Source organism: Streptomyces beigongshangae, assembly GCF_019710745.1.
Lineage (GTDB): Bacteria > Actinomycetota > Actinomycetes > Streptomycetales > Streptomycetaceae > Streptomyces > Streptomyces beigongshangae.
On record NZ_JAHKJW010000029.1, the window covers coordinates 14,434 to 39,652 of the forward strand.

Sequence of the window (25,219 nt, forward strand, 5' to 3'; positions counted from 1 at the left end):
GATGCCTCCTTCCCCTGCCGCCATCATGCGCCCTTCTCCCACGCCGGATCCGGCGGCCCCGACGACTCCGGCGGCTCCGACGGCTCGGGCGGCTCCGACGGCTCCGGCGGCTCGGGCGACCCCGACGGCTCCGGCGGCTCGGGCGCATCGGCCAGCGACACGGCCAGCCTCCGCAGCGCGGACCGCAGCCGGGTCTTCGCGGTGCCCTCCGGGATGCCCAGCTCGACGGCGGCCTGGCGGTAGGTACGCCCCGCGAAGTAGGCGAGGTGCACCACCTCCCGCTGGGACTGCGGGAGTTCGGCCAGCGCGGAGTGCAGCAGGAGCGCGCGTTCGCGGTCCACGACCGCCTCGTCGGGACCGGGGCCGGCGTCCGGGATCGCATGCAGCGCCGAGTCGTCCGCCCGGGTGTCCTTGCGGTGCCGGGCCTCGCTGCGCACCCAGTCCACGGCCCGCCGGTGCGCGAGCACGGACAGCCAGGTGCGCAGCGAGCCCCGGCCCGCGTCGAACGCGTACGGCCTGCTCCACAGCTGGGCGAAGACCTCCTGCGCCACGTCCTCGGCGGCCACCGTGCTGCGCGTGACCCGGACGGCGACGCGCCGGACCAGACCGCCGTACGCCGTGTACGCCTCGGCCAGCGCGGACTCGTCGCCGTACACCAGCCGCCGGTGCAACTCCGCGTCGGAGGACGGCCGTTCGGATGTGTGGAGAGTCGGCTCCACCGGCACCACCACCTCGTGGTGCCCTTCCTAGCGCCCCCGTGGGCCGCACGCCAGTGGGCCGGGCCGTCATCCCGACAGGACGTCCAGCAGACGGTCGACGTCGGCGGGCGTGTTGTACAGGTGGAAGGCGGCCCGCAGATGGCCGGCGCGGTCGGAGACCTCGATCCCCGCCCGGCTCAGCTCCCCCTGCCGGTGGCCCAGTCCGGGCACGGAGACGATGGCCGAGCCCGGCGCCGGGACCGGCTCCCGCCCCAGGGCGGCGAGCCCCGCGCGGAACCGGTCGGCCAGTGCGAGGTCATGGGCGTGCACGGCGTCCACCGTCAGCCTCTCGACCAGTTCCAGGGAGTGCCGGGCGCCCGCGTACGAGAAGAGGCTGGGGCTCTCGTCGAACCGCCGCGCGGAGCGAGCGAGCTCCTCGACCGGTCCGTAACAGCTCTGCCAGGGGTTCTCTCCCGCGACCCAGCCCGCGAAGAGCGGTTCGAGCCCTCCGAAGTCCTCCGGGACGACCAGGAAGGCCACGCCCCGCGGGCAGACGAGCCACTTGAAGGCGACCGAGGAGACGTAGTCGTACGCGTCCGCCTCGACCGGCAGCCATCCGGCGGCCTGGGACGCGTCGACGTACGTACGGGCGCCGTGTTCGCGCGCGGCCTCCCGCAGCGCCGGCAGGTCGGCGATCCGGCCGTCCGCGGACTGCGCGGCGCTCACCGCGACGAGCGCGGTGCCGGGGCGCACGGACTCGGCGATCCGCTCCAGCGGCACCGTGCGCACCTTGAGGTCGCGGCGCATGTGGAAGGGGTTCACCACGGAGGTGAAGTCGGCCTCGGCGGTGAGGACCTCGGCGCCCGCGGGCAGCGAGGCGGCGATCAGCGCGGTGTAGACGGCGACGGAGGCCCCGGCCGCGACCCGGCCGGCCGGGACTCCTAGGAGCCGGGCGAAGGAGGCGCGGGACGCCTCCACGTCGGCGAACATGTCCTGCGGCCGGCCGGCCGCCACGGACTCGACGCCGGCCCGCACGGCGGCCACCGCGCGGGTCGGGAGCAGCCCGGTGCTGGCGGTGTTGAGGTAGGTGCTCCCGGGGGCGAACTCGGCACGGACGAGGCTCTCGAAGGTCTCCATGGAACCACTCTGGGCCCCGCGCAACTGCCCGTCCATCGCGTTCTTTTACGTGGTTCCGCGTAGGAACGCTTATAGGTGCACGTCAGGGCAGGTCAGTGCTGGTGGGGCACCGCGCAGCCGTCCGGACCGCACGCCTCGGCGCCGTCCTGGCCGCCCTGCTGGACCAGTTTCAGGGGGAGTGGCTCGCCCACGCCTGCTCCAGGGCCTGGGTGAAGACCTCGGCGGGCTGGGCGCCGGAGACGCCGTACCTGCGGTCGAGGACGAAGAACGGCACGCCGTTCGCACCCAGCCCGGCGGCCTCGCGCTCGTCGGCGCGGACGTCGTCGGCGTACGCGGCCGGGTCGGCCAGCACCGTGCGGGCGTCGCCCTCGTCCAGCCCGGCGGAGACCGCCAGTTCGACGAGGCGCTCGTCGTCGCCGAAGACCGACCGCTCCTCGGCGAAGTTCGCCGTGTAGAGGATCTGGAGCAGCTCGTCCTGGCGGCCCCGCTCCCTGGCGAGGTGCAGCAGCCGGTGCATGTCGAAGGTGCTGCCGTGGTCGCGGCCCTCGGTGCGGTACTCCAGCCCCTCGGCGGCGGCCTGGGTACCGAGGCTCTTCTCACCGGCCTGCGCCTGCGCCTCGCTCATGCCGTACTTTTCGGTGAGCATCGGGACGACGGGCTGGATGTCGTCCTTGGCGCGGCCGGGGTCGAGCTCGAAGGAACGGTGCACGACCTCGACGGCGTCGCGGTGCGGGAAGGCGGCGAGGGCCTTGTCGAAGCGGGCCTTGCCCACGTAGCACCACGGGCAGGCGATGTCGCTCCAGATCTCGACGCGCATGTCTCCGACCTTCCCTCTTCTCATGCATCAGCTGTGCCGATACGTGAACGTTCAAGGTTCGGTCGTTCATTCCCCGCGGGCCCGTCTTTCAGGGGCGCGGGGAACTGCGCGACAAGCCCTCACCGGGGGCGCGGGTGACGCCGGTCCTCAGACCGCGGCCAGGGCCGCGCGCAGCGCGGTCAGGCAGCGGTCCACGACCACCCCGTCCGCCGCCGCACCGTAGTGGTTGACCCGGATCATCGACGACGCCAGGGAGCCCCCGCCCGCCGCCAGCGGCAGGGAGGGGTCGAAGGCCAGCGCGCGGCCCACCACACCGGCGGCGTCGACCCCCGGAGGGGTCCGCAGCGTCGTGGCGACCGGCGCCGCATCGGACGCCTTGCGCACGTACGGCTCCAGGCCCCCGCCCAGCGCGAGCGCCCCCGCCCGGGTGGCCGCCGCGGCCGCGGCGTGCCGGGCCGCCACCGCGTCCGGGCCCTCCGCCTCGATCCGCTCCAGGCACGCCTCAAGCGCCAGCATCTCCAGCTGCGCCGGGGCATGGAGGAGCACCTTGCGCCCGGCGTCGATCCACCGCTCCTTCCAGTCCAGGAGGGACAGGTAGGAGCGGCGCGGAGCGTGCGGGTTCGCGGCCATCCTGGCCCACGCCCGCTCGCTCACGGACACCGCCGAGACCCCCGCGGGCCCGCCCATCGCCTTCTGCGCCCCGATCACGCACAGGTCCACGCCCCACGCGTCCGGCAGTACCGGCTCCGCGCCGACCGACGCCACCGCGTCCAGGTAGAGGAGCGCGCCGTGCTCCCGTACGACCTCGCCGATCTCGGCGACCGGGTTGGTGTTGCCGGTGGCGGCCTCCGCGTGCACCAGGGAGACGAAGTCGGTCCCCGGGTGCTCGGCGAGGGCCTGGCGGACCTGCGCGGCCGTCACCGCCGCGTGGAACGGCACGGCCAGGTCGTGCACGGTCGCCCCGCAGTCCCGGAGCCAGTCGCCGAACGTCTGCCCGTACGGACCCGTGACCACGTTGAGCGCGGTCGTGCCGGGACCCGCGGCGCCACGAATGGCCCCCTCCAGGGGGAGCAGCGCCTCGCCCTGCGTGATCACCACGTCCTGCCGGGTGGACAGCAGTCGCGCCACCCGGTCCTCGATCGACGCGAAGTGCGCGGCGGTCAGTGGTGCCAGGTCCAGGAAGGGGTGGGTCACGGCGTTGCTCTCTTCGCTCACGGGGTAGGCAGCAACGAGCGTAACCGCCGTCCCGGTGGCCGCCCCACCGGTGGCTTCCGGGACCGCGCGCCCCCGGGGCATGGGATGTGTTTGAGCACCTCAAACACATCCTTATAATCAGGAGTCACAGTTTCCCCACAGGAGGTCACCTCTCGTGAAGACCGCCCCCGCGCGCCGGACCCGCATGCTGGCCGCCACCACCGCGACGGCCGGGCTGCTGCTCGTCGCCGGCTGCTCCTCGGACGACGACGGGGGCGAGAAGACCACGGCGAACGGGGTCGAGCTCGTCAAGAGCGGGCAGCTCACCACCTGCACGCACCTGCCGTACCCGCCGTTCCAGTCGGAGATCGACGGCAAGGTGCAGGGCTTCGACGTCGCCCTGGTCGACCTGGTCGCGAAGGACCTGGGAGTCAAGCAGGAGATCCTCGACCAGCCCTTCGAGAACTTCAAGACCGGCGGGTCCCTGAACTCCGGCCAGTGCGACCTCGCCGCGGCCGGCATGACGATCACCGACGAGCGCAAGAAGAACGTCGACTTCTCCGACCCGTACTTCGAGGCCACCCAGGGCGTCCTGGCCGGCAAGAAGAGCGGCATCGCCTCCCTCGCGGACCTCAAGGGCAAGAAGGTCGGCGCGCAGGCGCAGACCACCGGCGAGGAGTTCGCGAAGGGCAAGGGCCTGAACCCGGTCTCCTTCGAGTCCTCGGACGCCCTCCTCAACGGCCTGCGCACCGGCCAGGTCAAGGCCGTCGTCATCGACTACCCCGTCCTCCAGGGCTGGCTGAAGGACAAGGCCAACGCCGACGCCTTCGAGGTCGCCGACAACATCAACACCGGTGAGGAGTACGGCTTCACCATGAAGAAGGGCAACACCAAGCTCCTCGAAGCCGTGAACAAGGCGCTGGCGGACGCGAAGTCGGACGGCACGTACAAGAAGCTGTACGAGAAGTGGATCGGCCCGTACGACGAGAGTGCCGCCTCGGCCGCTCCCTCCGCCTCCTCATGAGCGAGGCCGGCACCCGGGTCCAGCCCCGCCGCAAGGGCCTGAGCAGGCGCCGGAAGCGGGCCGTGTCGCAGGGCGTCCAGTACGCGGTGTTCGTCGCCGCGCTGGTCGCCCTCGGTCTCACGGCCGACTGGGAACAGCTGCGGAACCAGTTCGCGCAGGTGGACCTGGCCGAGCGGATGTTCCCGGACATCATCACGCTGGCGCTGAAGAACACCGTCCTCTACACGCTGTCCGGCTTCGTCTTCGGCCTCGTCCTCGGCGTGGTCGTCGCCCTGATGCGGCTCTCCTCGGTGGGTCCGTACCGCTGGCTGGCCGGCGTCTACATCGAGATCTTCCGCGGGCTGCCCGCCCTGCTGATCTTCATCTTCGTGGGCGTCGCCGTGCCCCTGGCGTTCCCCGGCACGGAGATCCCCGGCGGCACGTACGGGAAGGTCGCGCTCGCGCTCGGCCTGGTGGCCGCCGCGTACATGGCGGAGACGATCCGCGCGGGCATCCAGGCCGTGCCCAAGGGGCAGATGGAGGCGGCCCGGTCGCTGGGCTTCTCGCACGGCCGGGCGATGGTCTCCATCATCATCCCGCAGGCGTTCCGCATCGTGATCCCGCCGCTCACCAACGAGCTGGTGCTCCTCTTCAAGGACTCCTCGCTGGTGCTGTTCCTCGGGGTCACCCTGGAGGAGCGCGAACTCTCCAAGTTCGGGCGCGACCTGGCCAGCGAGACCGCCAACTCGACACCGATCCTGGTGGCGGGCCTGTGCTACCTGCTGGTCACCATCCCGCTCGGTTTCGTCGTACGCCGCCTTGAGACGAAGGCCGGAAAGGCCACCAAGTGACCACCGAGAACAGCCGGACCACCGAGAACAGCCGGACCACCGGGAACAACCAGAACACCGGGAACAGCGGGGGCGGTACGCCGGAGATCGAGGTCCGCGGCCTGCACAAGTCGTTCGGCGACAACGAGGTGCTGCGCGGCATCGACCTGGAGATCGCCTCCGGCGAGGTCGTGTGCGTCATCGGCCCCTCGGGATCCGGCAAGTCGACCCTGCTCCGCTGCGTGAACCTCCTGGAGGAGCCGACCCGGGGCCAGGTCTTCGTCGGCGGCACCGAGGTCACCGACCCGGACGTCGACATCGACGCCGTACGCCGCCGGATCGGCATGGTCTTCCAGCAGTTCAACCTCTTCCCGCACCTGACGGTGACCGACAACCTGGTGCTGCCGCAGCGCCGGGTGCTGGGCCGGGACAAGGAGGCGGCCGCGGAGGTCGCCGCCGAGAACCTCCGGCGCGTCGGGCTCTCCGAGAAGGCGGCGGCCTACCCCGGCTCGCTCTCCGGCGGGCAGCAGCAGCGTGTCGCCATCGCCCGCGCGCTCGCCATGGGTCCCGAGGTGATGCTCTTCGACGAGCCCACCTCGGCGCTCGACCCGGAACTGGTCGGGGACGTCCTCGCCGTGATGCGCATGCTCGCCGACGAGGGCATGACCATGATGGTGGTCACCCACGAGATGTCCTTCGCCCGCGAGGTCGCCGACCGCGTCGTCTTCATGGACGGCGGCGTCGTCGTCGAGGAGGGCGCTCCGGAGCGGGTCATCGGCAACCCGGCCCACGACCGCACCCGCCACTTCCTGTCCCGTCTCCTCGACCCGGCGATGGCACAGGTGCAGGAGGGCACCCCGGACGGGCCGGACGAGTCCCCGTAGGACACGGGCGGCCCGCCGCGGACGAACTAGGCTGCCGCGCATGAGCGATCGGTCGGCGGTACTGCACGTGAAGGGCCGGGTGCTGGTCGGTCCGGACGACGTCCGGGACGAACTGTGGGTCGTGGACGGCAAGGTCACATACGACCGCCCCGCCACGGCCCGGGACGTCCGTACGGTCGACGGCTGGGCCCTGCCGGGACTGGTGGACGCCCACTGCCACGTGGGCCTCGGTCCCCACGGCCCCGTCCCCGACGACGAGTCGGAGAAGCAGGCCCTGGCCGACCGGGAGGCCGGCACCCTGCTCCTGCGCGACGCGGGCTCGCCCTCCGACACCCGCTGGGTCGACGACCGCGACGACCTGCCGAAGATCATCAGAGCGGGCCGCCACATCGCCCGCACCCGCCGCTACCTCCGCGGGTACGCGCACGAGATCGAGCCGGCGGACCTCGTCGCGTACGTGGCGCGGGAGGCCCGGCGCGGTGACGGCTGGGTGAAGCTGGTGGGCGACTGGATCGACCGCGCAACGGGCGACCTCGCCGCCTGCTGGCCGCGCGACGCGCTCGGGGCGGCGATCGCCGAGGCGCACCGGCTCGGTGCCCGCGTCACCGCGCACTGCTTCGCGGAGGACTCGCTGCGGGACCTCGTCGAGGCGGGCATCGACTGTGTCGAGCACGCCACCGGGCTGACCGGGGACACGATCCCGCTCTTCGCCGAGCGCGGCGTCGCGATCGTCCCGACCCTCGTCAACATCGCGACGTTCCCGCGGCTCGCGGCCGGGGGCGACGAGAAGTTCCCCCGGTGGTCCGCGCACATGAGGCGGCTGCACGAGCGGCGCCACGACACCGTGCGCGCCGCGTACGACGCCGGGATCCCGGTGTTCGTCGGCACCGACGCGGGCGGCACGCTCCCGCACGGCCTGGTGGCGGAGGAGGTCGCCGAGCTGGTCACCGCGGGGATCCCGCCCGCCGAGGCGCTGTCGGCCACCACCTGGGGCGCCCGGGCGTGGCTGGGACGGCCGGGCCTGGAGGAGGGCGCACCGGCCGACCTCGTCGTGTACGGGGAGGACCCGCGGGCGGACGTACGGGTGCTGGCGGCGCCGCGCCGGGTGGTGCTGAACGGCCGGCCGGTCGCCTAGGGCCCCCGGGCGGCGGGCGCTCCCGCGCGGTTCCCCGCGCCCCCGAAAGGGGCGCGGGGAACCGCGTGCCGCGCCACCACCGGCCCGCACGTGACAACTCAGGCCAGGGCGCGGCCCAGGGCCCGCAGAAAGCGGCCCGTCGTCGCACGGTCGCGCACCGCAACCCGGAACCACGTGCCGTCGAGCCCGGGAAACGTGTCACCGCGCCGCACCGCGAACCCCAGCTCCCGCAACCGCCCCCGCACGGCCGCCGCCCCCGGCAGCCCGACGAGCACGAACGGCCCCTCCGCGGGCCCCGCGACCCGGAGCCCGGCGGACGCGAACTCCGCGAGCCCGGCCACCAGGTGCGCCCGGTCGGCGGCGACCCGGCGCGCCACCCGCGCCTGCTCGGCGAGCGCCCGCCCGGTCATGCACGCCTCCGCCGCCGCCAGCGCGGGTGTGGACACCGGCCACAGCGGCCGGCCGCGGTCGAGCGCCGCGACCGTTCCGGGCGGGGCGAGCACGTAACCGATCCGCAGCCCCGCCAGCCCCCACGTCTTCGTGAGGCTGCGCAGCACCACGAGCCCCGGCAGGTCCGTCCGCCCCGCGAGCGCCTCCCGCTCCTGGGGCACCGCGTCCATGAACGCCTCGTCGACCACCAGCGTCCGCCCCTGACGTGCGAGCCGGGCGATCAGCGCGGCCGGATGGAGGACGGACGTCGGATTGGTCGGGTTGCCGATCACGACCAGGTCCGCGTCCCCGGGCACGGCCGACGGGTCCAGGCGGAACCCGTCCTCGGGCCGCAGCAGCACCCGCTCCACGCTGTGCCCCGCGTCCCGCAGAGCCGCCTCCGGCTCGGTGAACTGCGGGTGCACGACCACCGGACGGCGCACCGCCAGCGCACGGGCGAGCAGCACGAACGCCTCGGCGGCCCCGGCCGTGAGCAGCACCCGCTCCACCGGCAGCCCGTGCCGCGCCGCCACCGCGGCCCGCGCGGCCCGCCCGTCCGGGTAGGCCGCGAGCCCGCCCAGCGACCCGGCGACGTGGTCGCGCAGCCAGGCCGGGGGAGTGCCGGCCCGGACGTTCACGGCGAGGTCGACCAGCGCCGAACCGTCGTCACGCACCTCGGCGTCACCGTGATGCCGCAGGTCGTGCGTCTCCTCCCGGCGGGCGCTGTCAGTGCGCATGGGAGTGCGAGTGACCACCGTGGTGGTGTCCGTGGTGTCCGTGGTGCCCGTGGTGCCCGTGGTGGTCGCCGTCGTCGTCCGGGTGGAAGTGCGGCTGCTGCGGGGCCCCCACCTTGTCCTCGAAGCCGGGCATCGCGATGCGGTAGACGCAGGAGTCGCAGTTCATCCGCAGGTCGCCCGCCACCGCCTCCCGGTAGCGCTCCATGACCAGGTCGAGCAGCTCGGGCTCCGGCCCGATGACGTCGGCCGACAGCACCTCGGTCTCCGGATGCGCCGTCGCCCACCCCTCGGTCTGCTGCCGGACCCGGTCCGGGAGGATGCCGGTGAACAGGAAGTAGGGCAGCACGACGATCCGCCGCGCGCCGAGCCGCACACAGCGGTCCAGGCCCGACGGCACGTCCGGCGCGGCCAGCGACACGAACGCCGTCTCCACGCCCGCGTAGCCGCGGCCCTCCCACAGCAGCCGCGCCGCCTTGTGCACCTCCGCGTTGGCGTCCGGGTCGGTCGAGCCGCGCCCGACGAGCAGCACGGTCACCCCGGCCCGGTCCTCCGGCGTGCGCACCGAACCGCCGAGCGCCTCGTCGAGCCGCCGCTCCAGCACGCCGAGCAGCGCCGGGTGCGGGCCCAGCGGACGCCCGTACGTGTACGAGATCCCGGGGTGCCGCTCCTTCTCCCGGGCGAGCGCGGCCGGTATGTCGCCCTTGGCGTGCCCGGCGGACACGAGCATCAGCGGGACCGCGGCGAACCGGCGCACCCCCTGGTCGACCAGCTCGGTCACCGCGTCGCCGAGCGGCGGCGGGGAGAGCTCGATGAAGCCGCCGGCCACGGGCAGGCCGGGGTTGCGGCGGCCCAGTTCCCGGACGAAGTCGCGGAACGCCTCGGCTCCGGCGTCGTCCCGGGTGCCGTGGCCGGCGATGAGCAGGGCGGGGGCGGGGGTGGTCACGGGTTCTCCTCGGAGGACGAAAGGGGGTGGTGGTACCGGACGGCACCGGGCGCGGTCACGGCAGGGGCCGGACCGCCCTTCCCTGAACCGGCCGGAAGGCTCTTCCCGGAACCGGCCGGACAGCTCCTGCCGGACGCGGCACCGGCGGCGTACGGACCGCGGGCGGGCGCCCGGTGGACGGCACGGCTCACCGGGGCTCCTCCTGCCAGCGGTAGCCGCGCGGCGTCACCATGCGGCCGGCGATCTCACGGGTGGCCGTGTTGCCCACGGTCACCACCGTCATCATGTCCACCGTCGCCGGGTCGAGCGCCGCGAGGGTGGTGACCCGGCTGGACTCGTCCGCCCGCGAGGCGTTGCGCACGACCCCCACGGGCGTCGCCGGCTCCCGGTGCTCCCCGAGGAGGGCGAGCGCCTTGGGCAGCTGCCAGTCCCGGCCCCGGCTGCGCGGGTTGTAGAAGGTGACCACGAGGTCGGCCCCGGCCGCCGCCCGGACCCGGCGCTCGATGACCTCCCACGGCGTGTGCAGGTCGGAGAGGCTGATCGACACGTGGTCGTGGCCGAGCGGCGCGCCCAGGATCGCCCCGGCGGCGAGTGCGGCGGTGACCCCGGGGACGCCGACCACGTCGATGTCGTCGGACGCCTCCGCGAGCGCGGGCGAGGCCATCGCGTACACCCCCGCGTCACCGCTGCCGATGAGCGCGACGGCCTGTCCGCGCCGGGCCTCGGCCACGGCCGTGCGGGCCCGCTCCTCCTCGGCGCCGAGCCCCGACTCCAGGACACGGGTGCCCGGGCGCAGCAGGTCGCGGATCTGGTCCACGTACTGGTCGAGGCCGACGAGCACGGCGGCCCGGCGCAGCTCGTCCTTCGCGCGCGGGGTCAGCAGGTCCCGGGCGCCCGGCCCGAGTCCGACCACCGCGAGCCGTCCGCGGGCCGGCCGGCGTACGACCGCACAGGTCGCCATCGCCGGGCTCGCGTCCGACTTGCGCTTGGGGACGAGGAGTTCACCGCCGCGCACCAGGGCGGCGGCCTCGGCGACCGAGGGCGTACCGACGGCGGCGAGCGGCGCGTCCGAGGGGTTCGGCACGTCCACCCCGGCCAGCTCCCCGGCGGTGTACGTCACCACGGGCACCCCGAGCCGTTCGGCCGCCCCGAGGATGCCGGGCTCACCGGCCTTCGCGTCGACGGTGGCGAGTTCGGCGACGGACCGCGCGGACAGCCCGGCCTCGCGCAGGGCGCCTCGGACGAGCCCCAGCACCTCGTCGACCGGGGCGCCCCTGGAGGCGCCGACGCCGACGACGAGCGACGGCGGCCGGAGCACGACCTCGCGCGCGGCGGGCTCGACGGCCCGGTCGGTCACCCGGATCGAGTACGCGCTCCCGGAGGGGGAGGCTGAGGAGCCGGAGGCGGGGACGACGCCCGGGAGCGGGGGCAGCGGCCAGACCGACTCGGCGTGCAGGGTGACCGGCCCACCGTCCAGCAGGGCCCGGGACACCCCCGCCACGTCACCCTCCGCCGGGAGGCCGAGCATGTCGAGCCCCGCCATGCCGACGGAGTCGGTGGCGGTCGTCACGACCGGTTCGGCGCCGAGCAGGTCGCCCACCTCGCGCGCGAGTGCGTTGGCACCGCCGCCGTGCCCGCCGACCAGGGACACCGCGAACCGCCCGCCCTCGTCGACGCAGACGATCCCGGGGTCGGACGCCTTGTCGACGAGCAGCGGCGCGACGAGCCGCACCACGGCCCCGGTGGCGAGGAAGCACACGAGCTGCTCGCACTCCGCGAACGCCCGCCGCACGGCGTCCCCGACGGGCCCGTCGTAGACGCGGGTACGGCCGGGCCAGGCCGAGGCCACCCGCCGGGCGGCCGCCGACCCGGCGGCCGTCGCGGAAATCAGGCCGATCACTGAGCGACTCCTTCATCACTGCGAACATCACTGCGGACATCACTGGAAACGCCATCGGGAACGCCATGGGGAACGCCCTGGGGAACGTCACCGTGCGCCGGAGGCCGGACGCCCCACAGCAGGAACACGGGATTGGCCGCCGCGAGCCGGGTGACGTCTCCCGGCAGCGGCGCGAGGCGGGACGACTGGAGCAGTACGCCGTCGCAGTCGAGGCCGGCCGCGACGAGCGCCTCCCGTGCGGCGGGCACCCGGTCGAGCGCGGCCACCGCCACGACGACCGCGCGCCGGGCGCGCCGGGCGCAGGCCGTCACGACGGCGGGCAGTTCCCGCCCGCCCCCGCCGACGAACACGGCGTCCGGGTCGGGCAGGCCGGACAGCACGGCCGGCGCGGCCCCGTGCACGACGGTCACGTCGACCCCGTGCGCGGCCGCGTTGGCGCGCACCCGCTCCACGCCGTCCCCGGTCTTCTCCACCGCGGTCACGGCGGCCCCGAAGCGCGCGCACTCCACCGCGACCGAGCCGGAGCCCGCCCCGACGTCCCACACGTGCTCGCCGAGCCGCGGGCCGAGCCGGGCCAGCGCCAGCGCCCGCACCTCGAACTTGGTGATCATCGAGTCCCGGTGCGCGAACTCGTCCTCGGACAGCGCCCACCGGGAGGGCCCCGGCGGCGGCCCGGCGACCGTGCGCACGGGGGACAGGACGCGTGACTCGTCGAGGCACAGGACGACGTTCACGGCCGGCCCCCAGTCGCGCGCGGCGGCCTCCGCGGGCGAGACCCGCTCCGTCCGTTCCGCGTCGTCCGCCCCGAGCTCCGACGCCACGACGAGCACCCGGCCGGCGGACCGCAGCGCGGCGCCGAGTTCTGCGGGCCCCGAGCCGGGACCCGTCAGCACGGCCACCTTCGGGTGGGCCCGGCAGACGTTCACGGCGGTCCGCAGATCGCGGCCGTGCGCGCTCACCACCACCGCGTCGTCCCACGTCAGCCCGGCCCGCGCGAACGCGGTCGCGACGGACGACACCCCGGGGCGGACATCGAGGCGCTCCGCCCCGAACCGCTCCGCGAGCGCCCGGACGATCCCGAAGAACCCGGGGTCCCCGGAGGCCAGCACGACCACCCGTCCCCGGCCGGCGGCGGCGTCCTCCCGCTCGTCCTCTTCCCGCCCGGCCTCCTCCAGGTGGCGCCCGATCGCGTCGAGGGCGGGCGCGAGCGGCCCGAGGACGATCCGCGCCGCGGTGTCCGGCAGTGCCGCGGCGGCCAGATGGCGCCGGGCCCCCACGACGAGCCCCGCCCCGGCCAGCGCGGCCCCGGCGTCCGGGGGCAGGGGCGCCCCCGTGCCCGTACCGAAGACCGTGATCACGCCGTTGATCACGTCGGTCACGTGGTGGTCCCCCGTGTGCGCAGCGCCCTGCGCGCCTCGGGGTCGGCCTTGCGGAAGCCGTGGAAGTGACCCGGGTGGTAGAGGTGCGAGCGCGTGCCGTGCGCTTCGAGGGCCGGGCCCACCAGGAACAGCGTGTGCTTCCAGAGCTTGTGCTCCTTGACGGTCTCCTCCAGGGTGCTGATCGTGCACCGCACGATCAGCTCCTCCGGCCAGGTCGCCTGGTACGCGACCACGACCGGGGTGGAGGTCGGGTAGCCGCCCTCCAGCAGCTCCCGGACCAGCTGTCCGCTGCGGGCGGCCGACAGGAACAGCGCCATGGTGGTGCCGTGCCGCGCGAACTCCCGCACCTCCTCGCCCGGCGGCATCGGCGTCTTGCCGCCGCCCAGCCGGGTGAGGATCACGGACTGCGCGACCTCGGGAATGGTCAGCTCGCGCTGCGCGAGCGCGGCCACGGCCGAGAACGACGAGACACCCGGCACGATCTCGGTCGCGACGCCGATCTCCGCGCACCGGTCGACCTGCTCCTGCGTGCCGCCCCACAGCGCGGGGTCGCCCGAGTGGATGCGGGCCACCTTCAGCCCCTCGGCGGCGGCCCGCTCGTACACGGCGACGACGTCCTCCAGCGACATCGTCGCCGAGTCGAGGATCTCCGCGCCCGCACGGGCGTGCTCCAGGACCTCCGCCTGCACCAGGCTGGCCGCCCAGATCACCACGTCGGCCTCGGCGATGGCGCGCGCGGCACGGAACGTCAGCAGGTCGGCGGCGCCGGGCCCGGCGCCGACGAAGGTCACCCTGGCACGCGGGGCACCGGCTGCGACGGCTGCGACGGCTGCTTCGGCCGTATCAGCCGTATCAGCTGCATCGGTCGTATCGGCCGCGTCGAGTGCGTCAGCCATGGGAGGGGATCCTTTCCGGAAGCCGTGCGGGCTCGGGCGTGCGGCGGACGTGCGGGAGGCCGGGTCGATCGGACGACGAGGGCGCGGGGCGGCCCGCCGGCCGCCCGCCGCCCGCGGGGATCACAGCTTCCCGCCGCGTCCGCCCTCGCGCCGGGCGGGCGCGATGAGCGTGGAGAGGTACGGCAGCGGGGCGCCGTCCAGTTCGGCCGCGCGCCGGATCGACTCCTCGGGCAGTCCGAGCGCGGACCCCCACACGGCGTCCTCGTACCGGCCGGTCTCCCGCAGCGCCGCGGCGACCTCCTCGGCGAGGCGCCCGAACTTGTAGGCGACGACGGTGCCGGGCCCGTTCAGCGCGTCCTTGAGGACACCGGACCCGGCGGTGACGGGCACGAGCGTCAGCGGCTCGGTGCCCTCCGTCAGGACCGCCCCGGACCGGGCGGCGAGGTCCTGCATGGCGGTGATGCCGGGCACGGTCTCGACGAGCGTCCCCGGTACGAGGCGCCCGACGGTCTGCGCGAGATAGGTGAACGTGGAGTACACGTTCGGGTCGCCGATGGTGGCGAAGGCGACCGTGCCGTGCGTGCGCAGCAGCGCGGCCACCCGCTCGCCGGCGGCGTCCCACGCGGCCTCGCGGCGGCCCCGGTCGGAGCGTTCGTTGAGCGCGAAGACGACCCGTACGACCTTGTCCCGCTCCACGTAGTGCAGCACGGTCGACTCGGCCCGGCCGGGCTCCCCGCCGTCCTTCCCGTCGGGTGCGGCCATCACGGGCACGACGACGACCTCCGCCGCCCGGAGCCGGGCGACCCCCTTGACCGTCACCAGCTCGGGATCCCCGGGCCCGACCCCGACCCCGATCAGCCTGCTGTCGCCCATGACCCGCCACACCTCTCCACGAACCGACGGGCGACGCCGGGAGCGGCCGCCCAATGCGTGTGCAGATAACTCGCGTGCACACCCCGCTGTACGAAACCCTCCAGCCGCCGCGCCGGAGCACGCACACCCCAGGCGGCGACCGCGCCCGCCCCCGGCTCGACGACGGTCCGGTGGAACTCGTGCCCCCGCATCCGGCTGCCCGCCTCGGCCAGCACGCTGTCCGACACCGCCACGGCGTCCCGGTAGCCGAGCGTCAGCCGCTCGTCCATCCGGGCCGAGGCGTCGATGACCCCGCACATCGGCAGCGAGTCGAGCTCACGGGCGAGATAGAGCAGCCCGGCGCACTCGGCGGCGACGGGCGCGCCACTGTCGGCGAGCGCGGCGACGGCCTTGCGCAACGGCTCGTTGGCGGACAGCTCGGGTCCGTACACCTCGGGGAACCCGCCCCCGACGACCAGCCCACGGGTCCCGTCGGGCAGCTGCTCGTCGTGCAGAGGGTCGAACGGGACGACGTCCGCCCCGGCGGCCCGCAACAACTCGACGTGCTCGGCATAGGAGAAGGTGAAGGCGGCCCCACCGGCGACGGCGACGACGGGAGCCCGTTCTCTCGGCCGGCCCGTCCCTTTCGGCCCGGCCCCCAGCGCCCCGGCCGCGTCCCAGGCCGCACCCTCCAAGGACCCGGCGCTGCGGGCCAGCGCGAGCAGCGCCTCCAGATCACACCCCTCCCGCACCTGCGAACCCATCGCGGCCACCGCCCCGACCGCCTCGGCCTGCCGCTCGGCGACCGGCACCAGCCCCAGATGCCGGGAGGGCGTGGACACCTGCGGAGCCCGCCGCAGGACACCGAGAACGGCCACCCCCGACTGGTCCAGCGCCTCCCGCAGCAACTCCTCGTGCCGGGCGGACCCGACCTTGTTGAGGATGACCCCGCCGATCCGCACCTCCGGATCCCAGGACGCGAACCCGTGCACGAGCGCGGCCACGGACCGCGACTGCGAGGAGGCGTCGACGACCAGCACCACGGGCGCCCGCAGCAGTTTCGCCACCTGCGCGGTGGACGCCAGCTCCCCTTCCCCCGCGGCCCCGTCGAACAGCCCCATCACGCCCTCGACGACGGCGAGGTCGCACCCGCGCGCCCCGTGCGCGAACAGCGGCGCGATCGACCCCGTCCCGCACAGGTACGCGTCGAGGTTCCGCCCCACCCGCCCGGTGGCGAGCGCGTGGTACCCGGGGTCGATGTAGTCGGGCCCGACCTTGTGCGGGGACACGGCGAGCCCCCGCGAGGCGAACGCGGCCATCAGCCCGGTGGCGACGGTGGTCTTGCCGCTGCCCGAGGAGGGCGCGGCGACGACCAGCCGGGGGACGGAGGACGTCACCACTCGATGCCCCTCTGCCCCTTCTGGCCGGCGTCCATCGGGTGCTTGACCTTGGACATGTCGGTCACCAGGTCGGCGGCCCCGACGAGCTTCTCCGGAGCGTTGCGCCCGGTGATCACGACGTGCTGGGTGCCGGGCCGGTCCCGCAGCACGTCGACCACCTCGTCGACGTCCACCCATCCCCAGTGCAGGGGGTACGCGAACTCGTCGAGCACGTACAGCCTGTACGTCTCGGCGGCGAGGTCCCGCTTGACCTGCTCCCAGCCCTCACGGGCCTTGGCCTCGTTGTCGAGCTGCGCGTCGCGCTGCACCCACGACCAGCCCTCGCCCATCTTGTGCCAGTCGACGGACCCGCCCTCGCCGCTGGCCCCGAGGACGCGCAGCGCGTTCTCCTCGCCGACCTTCCACTTCGCGGACTTGACGAACTGGAACACCCCGATGGGCCACCCCTGGTTCCAGGCGCGCAGCGCGAGCCCGAAGGCGGCGGTGGACTTGCCCTTGCCGATCCCGGTGTGCACGACGACGAGCGGCCGGTTCCGTCGCTGACGGGTCGTCAGCCCGTCCTCGGGCACGACACTCGGCTGTCCCTGCGGCATTACGCGGCCCTCCTGCGGTCGCCCCTGCTGACGCCCTCGACGTCACTCCTGCTGCTGCTCCTGCTGCTCCTGCTGCCCCTGCCGTCGCCGCGGACGTCCCTGACCAGTCCGGCGATCGAGTCGGCCCGCAGCTCGTCGAGCGTCACCGCGGTCCCGCCGAGCTCACCCGCGAGCTGCCCGGCGAGTCCGAGCCGCACGGGCCCCGACTCGCAGTCGACGACCACGGACGCGATCCCCCCGGCGGCGAACAGCCCGGCCGCCCGCCCGGCCAGGGCCACCGGCTCCGGGCCGCCGGTGGCCCGCCCGTCGGTGACCAGCACCACCAGCGCGCGCCGCGCCGGGTCCCGCAACCGCTCCACGCGCAGCACGTCGTGCGCCCGCAGCAGCCCGGCCGCGAGCGGCGTACGCCCGCCGGTGGGCAGCGACTCCAGCCGTACGGCGGCGGCGTCGACCGACGACGTGGGCGGCAGCGCCACCTCGGCCGCGGAGCCGCGGAAGGTCACGAGCCCCACCTTGTCCCGCCGCTGGTAGGCGTCCAGGAGCAGTGACAGCACCGCGCCCTTCACGGCGCTCATCCGCTGCCGGGCCGCCATCGAACCGGAGGCGTCCACGACGAACAGCACGAGGTTGCCCTCGCGGCCCTCGCGGGTGGCCTGCCGCAGATCGTCGCGCCGGACGACGAGCCCGGGCCCGGACCGGCCGCGGGCCCGCTGGTGCGGTGCCGCGGCCTGCACGGTCGCGGCCAGGTGCAGCTTGGTGAGTGCTCCGCGCGGCCGGCGCGCCCCGGTGGTGCGGCCGTGCTCGGTCCGGGCGCGGGAGCGCCGCCCGGCGGCCCCCTCGCCCAGCCCCGGCACGCTCAGCACCTTCGTGCGGAAGGGCTCGGCGGCCCGTACGGGGGACTGCTCGCCGGCGCCGGGGGACGGCGCCGGCCCGTTCTCGGAGCTCTCGGGGTCCTCGGACGGCCTGCCCTGCGCGGGCACCGCACCGTCACCGTCGCCACCGCCACCGCCGTCGTCGCCGTCGGGTCCGTCCGGCGGGGACTGCCCGCCACCGGGCCCGTCCGGGTCCGGGTCCGGCTCGTCGTCACCGGAATCCCCGGAACCGTCGGAATCCCCGGAACCGTCGGAGCCGTCCCCGCCCCCGAACTCCTCCAGCGTCTCGTCGAGCTTGTCCTCGTCGAGGCCCGGCGCGTCGAACGGGTTGCGCCGCCGCCGGTGCGGCAGCGCGAGGAGCGCGGCCTGCCGCACGTCCTCGGCCAGCACCACGGTCCGCCCCGCCCACGCCGCCAGCGCCGTCGCGGTCCTGGCCATCACGATGTCGGCCCGCATGCCGTCCACCTCGAACGCCGCGCAGGTCGCCGCGATCTGCCGCAGCGCGCCGTCGCCGAGACGCACCGACGGGAGCAGCTCCCGCGCGGCCGTGATCCGGGCCCGTACGGCGGACTCCTCGTCGGCCCAGCGCGCCGCGAACCCCTCCGGGTCGTCGTCGTACGCGAGCCGCCGCCGCACGACCTCCACCCGCTGGTCGGGCTCGCGGGAGGCCGCCACCTCGACGGTCAGCCCGAACCGGTCGAGCAGCTGCGGACGCAGCTCGCCCTCCTCGGGGTTCATGGTCCCGACGAGCAGGAACCGCGCGGCATGCCGTACGGAGACGCCCTCGCGCTCCACGTACGACGCGCCCATCGCGGCGGCGTCCAGCAGCAGGTCTACCAGGTGGTCGTGGAGGAGGTTGACCTCGTCCACGTACAGGATGCCGCGGTGGGCGTCGGCCAGCAGGCCGGGCTCGAACGCCTTCACGCCCTCCGCCAGCGCCCGCTCGATGTCGAGCGCGCCGACGAGACGGTCCTCGGAGGCGCCGACCGGCAGCTCGACCATCCGCGCGGGCCGCGACACCCCCGGCCCGGCCTCGTGGGGGCCGTCCGGGCACGCCGGGTCGGGCGCGCCGGGCGCACAGGAGAACCGGCACCCCGCGACGACGTCGACCTGCGGCATGAGGGCCGAGAGGGCACGCACGGCCGTGGACTTGGCGGTGCCCTTCTCCCCGCGGACGAGCACACCGCCCACCGCCGGGGAGACGGCGTTCAGCAGCAGCGCGAGCCGCAGGTCGTCCTGGCCGACCACGGCCGTGAACGGGAACGGGGTACTCACTGGTCCTCACCCTCCACATCGCCCTCCAAGTCGCCTTCGAGCTCCAGATAGGTGGCCCGCAGCCGTTCCAGGGTCTCGGCGTCGGGCTCGGCCCACAGTCCGCGCTCGGCGGCCTCCAGGAGCCGTTCCGTGATGCCACGCAGGGCCCACGGGTTGGACTTCTTCATGAAGTCCCGGTTCTCCGCGTCGAAGACGTACTCGGCGCTGAGCTTCTCGTACATCCAGTCGTCGACGACCCCGGCCGTGGCGTCGTACCCGAAGAGGTAGTCGACGGTGGCCGCCATCTCGAAGGCGCCCTTGTAGCCGTGCCGCCGCATCGCCGCCATCCAGCGCGGGTTGACCACCCGGGCGCGGAACACCCGGTGCGTCTCCTCGCCGAGCGTGCGGGTCCTGATCTGGCTGGGCACGGCGGAGTCGCCGACGTACGCCTCGGGGCTGGTGCCCGTCAGGTGGCGCACCATGGCGACCATGCCGCCGTGGTACTGGAAGTAGTCGTCGGCGTCGACGAGGTCGTGCTCGCGGGTGTCGACGTTCTTCGCCGCCACGGCGATCCGCCGGAACGCCGTCTCCATGTCCCCGCGCGCCGCCCGCCCTTCGAGCCCCTGCCCGTACGCGTAGCCGCCCCACACCGCGTACACCTCGGCGAGGTCGGCGTCGGAGCGCCAGTTGCGCGCGTCGATGAGCGGGAGGAGCCCCGCCCCGTACGCGCCCGGCTTCGAGCCGAAGATACGGGCCGTCGCGCGCCGCCGGTCGCCGTGCTCGGCGGTGTCCTCGTCGGCGTGCGCCCGCACGTAGTTGAGGTCGGCGGGCTCGTCCAGCTCGGCCACCGCCCGCACCGCGTCGTCGAGCAGCTTGATGACGTGCGGGAACGCGTCGCGGAAGAAGCCGGAGATGCGGACCGTGACGTCGATGCGCGGCCGGCCCAGCTCCTCCGGGCCCACGATCTCGAAGCCGGTGACGCGCCGCGAGGCGTCGTCCCACACGGGCCGGCAGCCCAGCAGCGCCAGGATCTCCGCGATGTCGTCGCCCTGGGTGCGCATCGCGGACGTGCCCCACACCGTCAGCCCCACGGACTTCGGGTACGCGCCGGTGTCCTGGAGGTAGCGCTGCACGAGCGAGTCGGCGAGCGCCTGCCCGACCTCCCAGCTCAGCCGGGACGGGATCGCCTTGGGGTCCACCGAGTAGAAGTTGCGGCCCGTCGGCAGGACGTTGACGAGTCCGCGCGTCGGCGAGCCCGAGGGGCCCGAGGGGACGTAACCGCCCTCCAGGGCGTGCAGGATGTGGTCGATCTCGTCCGTCGTGCGGGCGAGCCGCGGCACCACCTCCCGGCACGCGAACTCCAGCACCGCGACGGCGTCGGGGAGTCCGGTGCCGAGCACCTCGCGCACGAGCGCGGGCACGGCCGCGACGTCCCAGCCGCGCTCCTCCATGCCCTCCGCGAGCCGGCGGCACAGCTGCTCCAGGAGGTCGACCGCGTCGGCGGCCGTCCGGGCGGGTCCGGCCACCAGGTCGCTCAGCTCGACCGGCACCTTCAGCGGCGCGCCGGGCTCGGCGAGCAGTTCCTTCTCGACCAGGCCGAAGTGCTCGGCGAGACAGGCCCGCAGACCCGGCAGGGCGTTCGCCTCGCCGCCCCACACCTGTGAGGCGCGCAGCACGGCCAGCACGAGGTTCACCCGCGCCCCGGCCTCGGGGCCGCCGCCCAGGATGTGCAGCCCGTCGCGGATCTGCACGTCCTTGATCTCGCACAGGTAGCCGTCGATGTGCATCACGAACTCGTCGAAGGCGCCGTCGTCCGGCTGCTCGTCGACGTGCAGGTCGTGGTGGAGCTCGGCGGCCTTCACCAGGGTCCAGATCTGGGCGCGGACGGCCGGTGCCTTCGTCGGGTCCAGGTCGGACACCAGCGCGTACTCGTCGAGGAGCTGTTCCAGCTTCGCGAGGTCGCCGTAGGTGTCCGCGCGGGCCATCGGCGGCACCAGGTGGTCGACGATCGTGGCGTGCCCGCGGCGCTTGGCCTGGGTGCCCTCGCCGGGGTCGTTGACGATGAAGGGGTAGACCAGCGGCAGGTCGCCGAGGACCGCGTCGGGCGCGCAGCCGCCGCTGAGGCCGAGCCCCTTGCCCGGCAGCCACTCCATCGTGCCGTGCTTGCCCATGTGCACGATCGCGTCCGCGCCGAAACCGCCCTCCGCCGTGGCGTTCTCCAGCCAGCGGTAGGCCGCCATGTAGTGGTGCGAGGGCGGCATGTCCGGGTCGTGGTAGATCGCGATCGGGTTCTCGCCGAAGCCGCGCGGCGGCTGGATCATCACGACGACGTTCCCGAACCGCAGGGAGGCCAGCACGATGTCGTCGCCGTCCACGTAGAGGGAGCCCGGCGGCTCGCCCCACGCCTCCAGCATGCCCTCGCGCAGCGCGGGGTCGAGCTTGTCGAACCACGCCCGGTAGTCGGCCAGCGGCACGCGCGCGGGGGCGGCGGCGAGCTGGTCCTCGGTGAGCCACTCGACGTCGTGGCCGCCCGCCTCGATGAGCCGGTGGATCAGCTCGTCGCCGTTGTCCGGGTACCCCTCGACGGCGTACCCGGCGTCCCGCAGCGCGTCGAGGAGCCGCACCGCCGAGGCGGGGGTGTCCAGGCCGACCGCGTTGCCGACCCGGGAGTGCTTGGTCGGGTAGGCGGTGAAGACCACCGCGAGCTTCTTCTCGGCGTTGGGCTTGTGGCGCAGCCGGGCGTGCCGCACGGCGATCCCGGCGACGCGCGCGGCCCGCTCCGGGTCGGCGACGTACACCGGCACGTCGTCGGGGCCCTGCTCCTTGAAGGAGAACGGGACCGTGATCAGCCGTCCGTCGAACTCGGGGATCGCGACCTGCATCGCCGCGTCCATGGGGGACAGGGCGGCGTCCGACGCCTCCCAGGCGGCCTTGGAGGTGGTCAGGCACAGACCTTGCAGGAAGGGGATGTCCAGGCTCTGGAGCGCGCTGATGTCCCACGCCTCCTCGTCGCCGCCCGCGGACGCCCCGGAGGCGTGCGTGCCGCCGGAGGCGAGGACGGTGGTGATCAGCGCGTCCGCGTCCTCGATGAGCGCGTACAGCTCCGGCCCGGCACCGCGCAGCGAACCGCTGTAGACGGGCAGGGCGTTGGCGCCCTTGGCCTCGATCGCGTCGCAGAGGGTCTCCACGAAGGCGGTGTTGCCGCTCAGCTCGTGGGCGCGGTAGTAGAGCACGGCGACGGTCGGGCGGTCCGGGTCGGCCACCGGCTCGCCGTGGACACCGAACTGCGGCATCTGCCGCGGCGCCTCGAAGCCCTCGCCCGTGACCAGCACGGTGTCGGAGAGGAAGCGGGCCAGCTCGGCCAGGTTCTCCGGGCCGCCCTCGACCAGGTAGCGCAGCGCCTCCGCGACCACACCGGCGGGCACCGACGACTCGGCCATCAGCTCCGCGTCGGGGACGCTCTCCCCGCCGAGCAGCACGGTCGGGATGCCGGACGCCTTGAGGAGGGCGAGCCCGTCCTCCCAGGCGCGCTTGCCCCCGAGCAGCCGGACGACCGCGAGGTCCGCGCCCCCGACCAGCGCGGGCAGCTCCTCCGTGACGTCCACGCGGGTCGGATTGCCGATCCGGTACGCGGCGCCGGAGGCACGGGCCGCCAGCAGGTCCGTGTCGGCGGTCGACAACAACAACACTGTGCTCATGCGGGCGCTCCCGGTGGGATGAAGGGCAGTCCTGTGGGCGCGCCGGACTCGATGAGCCGCCACAGCGCGTCCGTGTCCGCGTGTTCCTCGATCAGATCGCCGAGCCGGTCCAGCTGCTCCTCGCGCAGCCCGGCGAACGACGTGCCGGCGGCCGGTACGAAGCGGCGCCCCGCGGCGGCGGCCACCTCGCGCAGGAAGGCACGCCGGAAGCCGTCCGACTCCAGCGAGCCGTGCCAGTGCGTGCCCCAGACGGCGCCGACCCGGCAGCCGTCCAGGAAGGGGTCCCCGCCGGTCACCTCGGCGACCCCGTGGTGGATCTCGTACCCCTCGACGGGTTCGCCGAGGGCCTCGCCGACGGGCCGGGCGAGGGTCTTCTCCGGCGCGAACCGTACGCGCACGGGCAGGAGTCCGAGCCCGTCGACGGCGCCGGCCTTCGACTCGACCTCGTCGTCGATGTGGTCGCCGAGGAGCTGGAAGCCGCCGCAGATCCCCAGCACGGGGCGCCCCTCGGCGGCCCTGCGCACCAGGGCGTCGGCGAGGCCGCGCCGCCGCAGCCACTCCAGGGCGCGGACCGTGCCGCGGGTGCCGGGCACGACGGCCAGGTCGGCGTCGGCCAGCTCCTCGGGCCGGTCCACGAACCGCACGACGACGCCCGGTTCGGCGGCGAGCGCGTCCAGGTCGGTGAAGTTGGACATCAGGGGGATCGCGCAGACGGCGACCCGCAGGATGTCCTCGCCGACGGGGGCGGACACCTCGGACTCGCGGACCGCGCCCCGCAGGGACACGCGGAGTCCGTCCTCCTCGTCGATGCCGAGCCCGTGCCGGAAGGGCAGGACGCCGTAGGTACGGCGCCCGGTGAGGCCGCGCAGCATGTCGGTGCCGGGTTCGAGGAGGGAGACGTCCCCGCGGAACTTGTTGACGAGGAACCCGGCGACGAGCTCCTGGTCCTCGCGGGAGAGCAGGGCCACCGTCCCGAAGAAGGAGGCGAAGACCCCGCCGCGGTCGATGTCGCCGACGACGAGCACGGGCAGCCGCGCGTTGCGCGCGATCCCCATGTTCACGATGTCCGTCCGCCGCAGGTTGATCTCGGCCGGGCTCCCGGCCCCCTCACAGATCACTGCGTCATACGTGCCCCGCAACTCGGCCAGGCAGTCCAGCACGGTCCCGAGCAGCGCCTCCCGGCGTCCGCCGTGGTAGCCGCGCGCGCTCATCTCGCCCACCGGTCTGCCCATCAGGACGACCTGGCTGCTTCGGTCGCTGCCCGGCTTGAGCAGTACGGGGTTCATGAGCGCGGTCGGTTCCACGCGGGCGGCCTGCGCCTGCATGGCCTGCGCGCGACCGATCTCGGCGCCCTCCCGCGTCACGAACGAGTTCAGCGACATGTTCTGCGCCTTGAAGGGCGCCACCTTCACACCGCGCCGCACCAGCCACCGGCAGATCCCGGCGGTCACGACGCTCTTGCCCGCGTCGGAGGTGGTCCCGGCGACGAGCAGTCCTCCGCCCGGCGCGCGCTTCATGGGGTACGTCCTTTCCCGGCGAGCGAGATACGCCCTCTCCCGGCGAGCGAGGTACGCCCTCTCCCGGCGAGCGAGGTGACGAGCAGGCGCCCGGCGGCGCTCACGCCCAGCGCGAGCAGGCCCACACGCCGGGAGAGACGGACGGCCCGTTCGATGTCCGCGACCTCCACGGCCCGCCCCCGGCCGTTGAGCACGGGCCGGTGCTCGACCCGTCCCGCGTACGAGAGCGTGCCGCCCAGCCGCACCCCGAGTGCCCCCGCGAAGGATGCCTCGACAGGACCGGCGTTGGGGCTCGGGTGCTTGGCGGCGTCCGTGCGCCAGGCGCGCACCGCTCCCCGCGGATCACCCCCGGCGACGGCCGCGAGGGCGGCGGTCAGCCGCGCCCCGGGCCACCCGGCGACGTCGTCGAGCCGGGCGGAGGCCCACCCGTACCGCCGGTATCGCGGAGACCTGTGCCCCACCATGGCGTCCAGGGTGTTGACGGCCCGGAACCCGACCAGGCCGGGCACGCCCGCGAGCGCGCCCCACACCAGGGCGCCCACCACGGCGTCGGAGGTGTTCTCGGCGACCGACTCGACCACGGCCCGCGCGATCCCGTCGGCGTCCAGCGCCTGCGGGTCCCGCCCGCACAGGTGCGGCAGCCGCTCCCGGGCGGCCTCGACGTCCCCGGTGGCCAGTGCCCCGCCGACGGCGCGGGCCTCGCGCCCCAGCGAGGTCCCCCCGACGACGGCCCAGGTGGCGGCGGCGGTCAGCGCGGCGGACGCGCCGGGGGAGGTGCGCACGGAACGCCCGGCGGCCACGGCGAGGGCGACGGCGCCGCCCGCGCACACGGCGGTGTGCAGGGCGCCCCATCCGCGGTGGTCGCGCCACAGGACCCGTTCCACGGCGCCCGCGGCGCGGCCGAACGCGGCGACCGGATGCCCCCGGCGGGGATCGCCGAGCAGCAGGTCACCGAGGAGGCCGGCGGCGGCGCCGTACGCGAAGACGCGATCGGCACGCACGGCCTCAGCCCGCTTCTGCGGCGGGCAGCGCCCTCGTGCCGGACACACTC

At 74.6% G+C, this 25,219-nt stretch carries 19 protein-coding genes and 1 pseudogene; 4 read left to right on the forward strand and 16 right to left on the reverse strand.

Translation table 11 applies throughout. The annotated features are described in order from the left end of the window. Positions 1-23 precede the first annotated feature (23 nt). The 4 genes and pseudogenes from KM933_RS22480 to KM933_RS22495 all read right to left on the reverse strand — a co-directional run bounded on the left by KM933_RS22480 (position 24) and on the right by KM933_RS22495 (position 3,846). On the reverse strand, positions 24-731 hold the full coding sequence (locus KM933_RS22480) for an RNA polymerase sigma factor (protein WP_221354972.1): 708 nt from the start codon (positions 729-731) through the stop codon (positions 24-26). 54 nt (positions 732-785) lie between these two features. Then, positions 786-1,835: an aminotransferase class V-fold PLP-dependent enzyme gene (locus KM933_RS22485; protein ID WP_221354974.1), complete on the reverse strand. Its 1,050-nt coding sequence runs from the start codon at positions 1,833-1,835 to the stop codon at positions 786-788. Positions 1,836-1,927: 92 nt separating this feature from the next. Continuing rightward, positions 1,928-2,652 (reverse strand): annotated as a pseudogene (locus tag KM933_RS22490) (DsbA family oxidoreductase). A gap of 147 nt (positions 2,653-2,799) precedes the next feature. Continuing rightward, positions 2,800-3,846, reverse strand: coding sequence for a pyridoxal-phosphate-dependent aminotransferase family protein (locus KM933_RS22495; protein ID WP_221355112.1), 1,047 nt, complete (start codon positions 3,844-3,846; stop codon positions 2,800-2,802). A 175-nt stretch (positions 3,847-4,021) separates the two neighbouring features. Here KM933_RS22495 and KM933_RS22500 point away from each other — a divergent pair, with 175 nt between their 5' ends. The 4 genes from KM933_RS22500 to KM933_RS22515 all read left to right on the forward strand — a co-directional run bounded on the left by KM933_RS22500 (position 4,022) and on the right by KM933_RS22515 (position 7,698). Then, on the forward strand, positions 4,022-4,870 hold the full coding sequence (locus KM933_RS22500) for a transporter substrate-binding domain-containing protein (RefSeq protein WP_308013510.1): 849 nt from the start codon (positions 4,022-4,024) through the stop codon (positions 4,868-4,870). Further along, positions 4,867-5,700 carry an amino acid ABC transporter permease gene (locus KM933_RS22505; protein ID WP_221354976.1) on the forward strand — a complete coding sequence of 278 codons (834 nt, stop codon included), beginning with the start codon at positions 4,867-4,869 and terminating at the stop codon, positions 5,698-5,700. The genes KM933_RS22500 and KM933_RS22505 overlap by 4 nt, the downstream gene beginning before the upstream one ends. 86 nt (positions 5,701-5,786) lie before the next feature. Further along, positions 5,787-6,563, forward strand: coding sequence for an amino acid ABC transporter ATP-binding protein (locus KM933_RS22510; RefSeq protein WP_221355115.1), 777 nt, complete (start codon positions 5,787-5,789; stop codon positions 6,561-6,563). Between the two features lie 40 nt (positions 6,564-6,603). After that, complete coding sequence (locus KM933_RS22515; RefSeq protein WP_221354978.1) at positions 6,604-7,698, forward strand: amidohydrolase family protein; 1,095 nt, start codon at positions 6,604-6,606, stop codon at positions 7,696-7,698. A gap of 98 nt (positions 7,699-7,796) precedes the next feature. On the opposite strand, the gene cobC is transcribed toward KM933_RS22515, so the two are convergent. From cobC to KM933_RS22575, 12 genes are all read right to left on the reverse strand, one after another. Continuing rightward, positions 7,797-8,864 carry an Rv2231c family histidinol phosphate aminotransferase CobC gene (gene cobC, locus KM933_RS22520; RefSeq protein ID WP_221354981.1) on the reverse strand — a complete coding sequence of 356 codons (1,068 nt, stop codon included), beginning with the start codon at positions 8,862-8,864 and terminating at the stop codon, positions 7,797-7,799. Beyond that, positions 8,854-9,807: a sirohydrochlorin chelatase gene (locus KM933_RS22525; protein ID WP_221354983.1), complete on the reverse strand. Its 954-nt coding sequence runs from the start codon at positions 9,805-9,807 to the stop codon at positions 8,854-8,856. Before KM933_RS22525 ends, cobC begins: the two co-directional genes overlap by 11 nt. A 187-nt stretch (positions 9,808-9,994) precedes the next feature. Beyond that, positions 9,995-11,707, reverse strand: coding sequence for a precorrin-3B C(17)-methyltransferase (gene cobJ / locus KM933_RS22530; RefSeq protein WP_221354985.1), 1,713 nt, complete (start codon positions 11,705-11,707; stop codon positions 9,995-9,997). Beyond that, positions 11,704-13,065 carry a precorrin-6y C5,15-methyltransferase (decarboxylating) subunit CbiE gene (gene cbiE / locus KM933_RS22535; RefSeq protein ID WP_221355119.1) on the reverse strand — a complete coding sequence of 454 codons (1,362 nt, stop codon included), beginning with the start codon at positions 13,063-13,065 and terminating at the stop codon, positions 11,704-11,706. The genes cobJ and cbiE overlap by 4 nt, the downstream gene beginning before the upstream one ends. A 17-nt stretch (positions 13,066-13,082) precedes the next feature. Next, positions 13,083-13,982: a precorrin-4 C(11)-methyltransferase gene (cobM, locus tag KM933_RS22540; RefSeq protein WP_260333994.1), complete on the reverse strand. Its 900-nt coding sequence runs from the start codon at positions 13,980-13,982 to the stop codon at positions 13,083-13,085. Between the two features lie 120 nt (positions 13,983-14,102). After that, positions 14,103-14,855, reverse strand: a complete 753-nt coding sequence (gene cobI, locus KM933_RS22545) for a precorrin-2 C(20)-methyltransferase (protein ID WP_221354987.1) — start codon at positions 14,853-14,855, stop codon at positions 14,103-14,105. Next, a complete protein-coding gene (locus KM933_RS22550; RefSeq protein ID WP_221354989.1) occupies positions 14,837-16,234 on the reverse strand; it encodes a cobyrinic acid a,c-diamide synthase CobB in 1,398 nt (465 codons plus the stop codon). Before KM933_RS22550 ends, cobI begins: the two co-directional genes overlap by 19 nt. Next, complete coding sequence (gene cobO, locus KM933_RS22555; protein ID WP_221354991.1) at positions 16,228-16,827, reverse strand: cob(I)yrinic acid a,c-diamide adenosyltransferase; 600 nt, start codon at positions 16,825-16,827, stop codon at positions 16,228-16,230. Before cobO ends, KM933_RS22550 begins: the two co-directional genes overlap by 7 nt. Next, positions 16,827-18,974 carry a putative cobaltochelatase gene (locus KM933_RS22560; RefSeq protein WP_308013511.1) on the reverse strand — a complete coding sequence of 716 codons (2,148 nt, stop codon included), beginning with the start codon at positions 18,972-18,974 and terminating at the stop codon, positions 16,827-16,829. Before KM933_RS22560 ends, cobO begins: the two co-directional genes overlap by 1 nt. Beyond that, complete coding sequence (gene cobN / locus KM933_RS22565) at positions 18,971-22,651, reverse strand: cobaltochelatase subunit CobN (protein WP_221354992.1); 3,681 nt, start codon at positions 22,649-22,651, stop codon at positions 18,971-18,973. The genes KM933_RS22560 and cobN overlap by 4 nt, the downstream gene beginning before the upstream one ends. Further along, positions 22,648-24,168 (reverse strand): cobyric acid synthase, encoded by a 1,521-nt coding sequence (locus tag KM933_RS22570; protein ID WP_221354994.1) that lies wholly within the window; start codon positions 24,166-24,168, stop codon positions 22,648-22,650. The genes cobN and KM933_RS22570 overlap by 4 nt, the downstream gene beginning before the upstream one ends. Beyond that, a complete protein-coding gene (locus KM933_RS22575) occupies positions 24,165-25,169 on the reverse strand; it encodes a cobalamin biosynthesis protein (RefSeq protein WP_221354996.1) in 1,005 nt (334 codons plus the stop codon). Before KM933_RS22575 ends, KM933_RS22570 begins: the two co-directional genes overlap by 4 nt. Positions 25,170-25,219 lie beyond the last annotated feature (50 nt).

Excerpts from the sequence above, each read along its gene's own strand:
- cobN (WP_221354992.1), bottom strand. The coding sequence starts at position 22,651 with ATGAGCACAGTGTTGTTGTTGTCGACCGCCGACACGGACCTGCTGGCG.
- cobC (WP_221354981.1), bottom strand. The coding sequence starts at position 8,864 with ATGCGCACTGACAGCGCCCGCCGGGAGGAGACGCACGACCTGCGGCAT.
- cobO (WP_221354991.1), bottom strand. The coding sequence starts at position 16,827 with ATGCCGCAGGGACAGCCGAGTGTCGTGCCCGAGGACGGGCTGACGACC.
- KM933_RS22505 (WP_221354976.1), top strand. The coding sequence starts at position 4,867 with ATGAGCGAGGCCGGCACCCGGGTCCAGCCCCGCCGCAAGGGCCTGAGC.
- cobI (WP_221354987.1), bottom strand. The coding sequence starts at position 14,855 with ATGGGCGACAGCAGGCTGATCGGGGTCGGGGTCGGGCCCGGGGATCCC.
- KM933_RS22485 (WP_221354974.1), bottom strand. The coding sequence starts at position 1,835 with ATGGAGACCTTCGAGAGCCTCGTCCGTGCCGAGTTCGCCCCCGGGAGC.
- cobM (WP_260333994.1), bottom strand. The coding sequence starts at position 13,982 with ATGGCTGACGCACTCGACGCGGCCGATACGACCGATGCAGCTGATACG.
- KM933_RS22570 (WP_221354994.1), bottom strand. The coding sequence starts at position 24,168 with ATGAAGCGCGCGCCGGGCGGAGGACTGCTCGTCGCCGGGACCACCTCC.
- KM933_RS22515 (WP_221354978.1), top strand. The coding sequence starts at position 6,604 with ATGAGCGATCGGTCGGCGGTACTGCACGTGAAGGGCCGGGTGCTGGTC.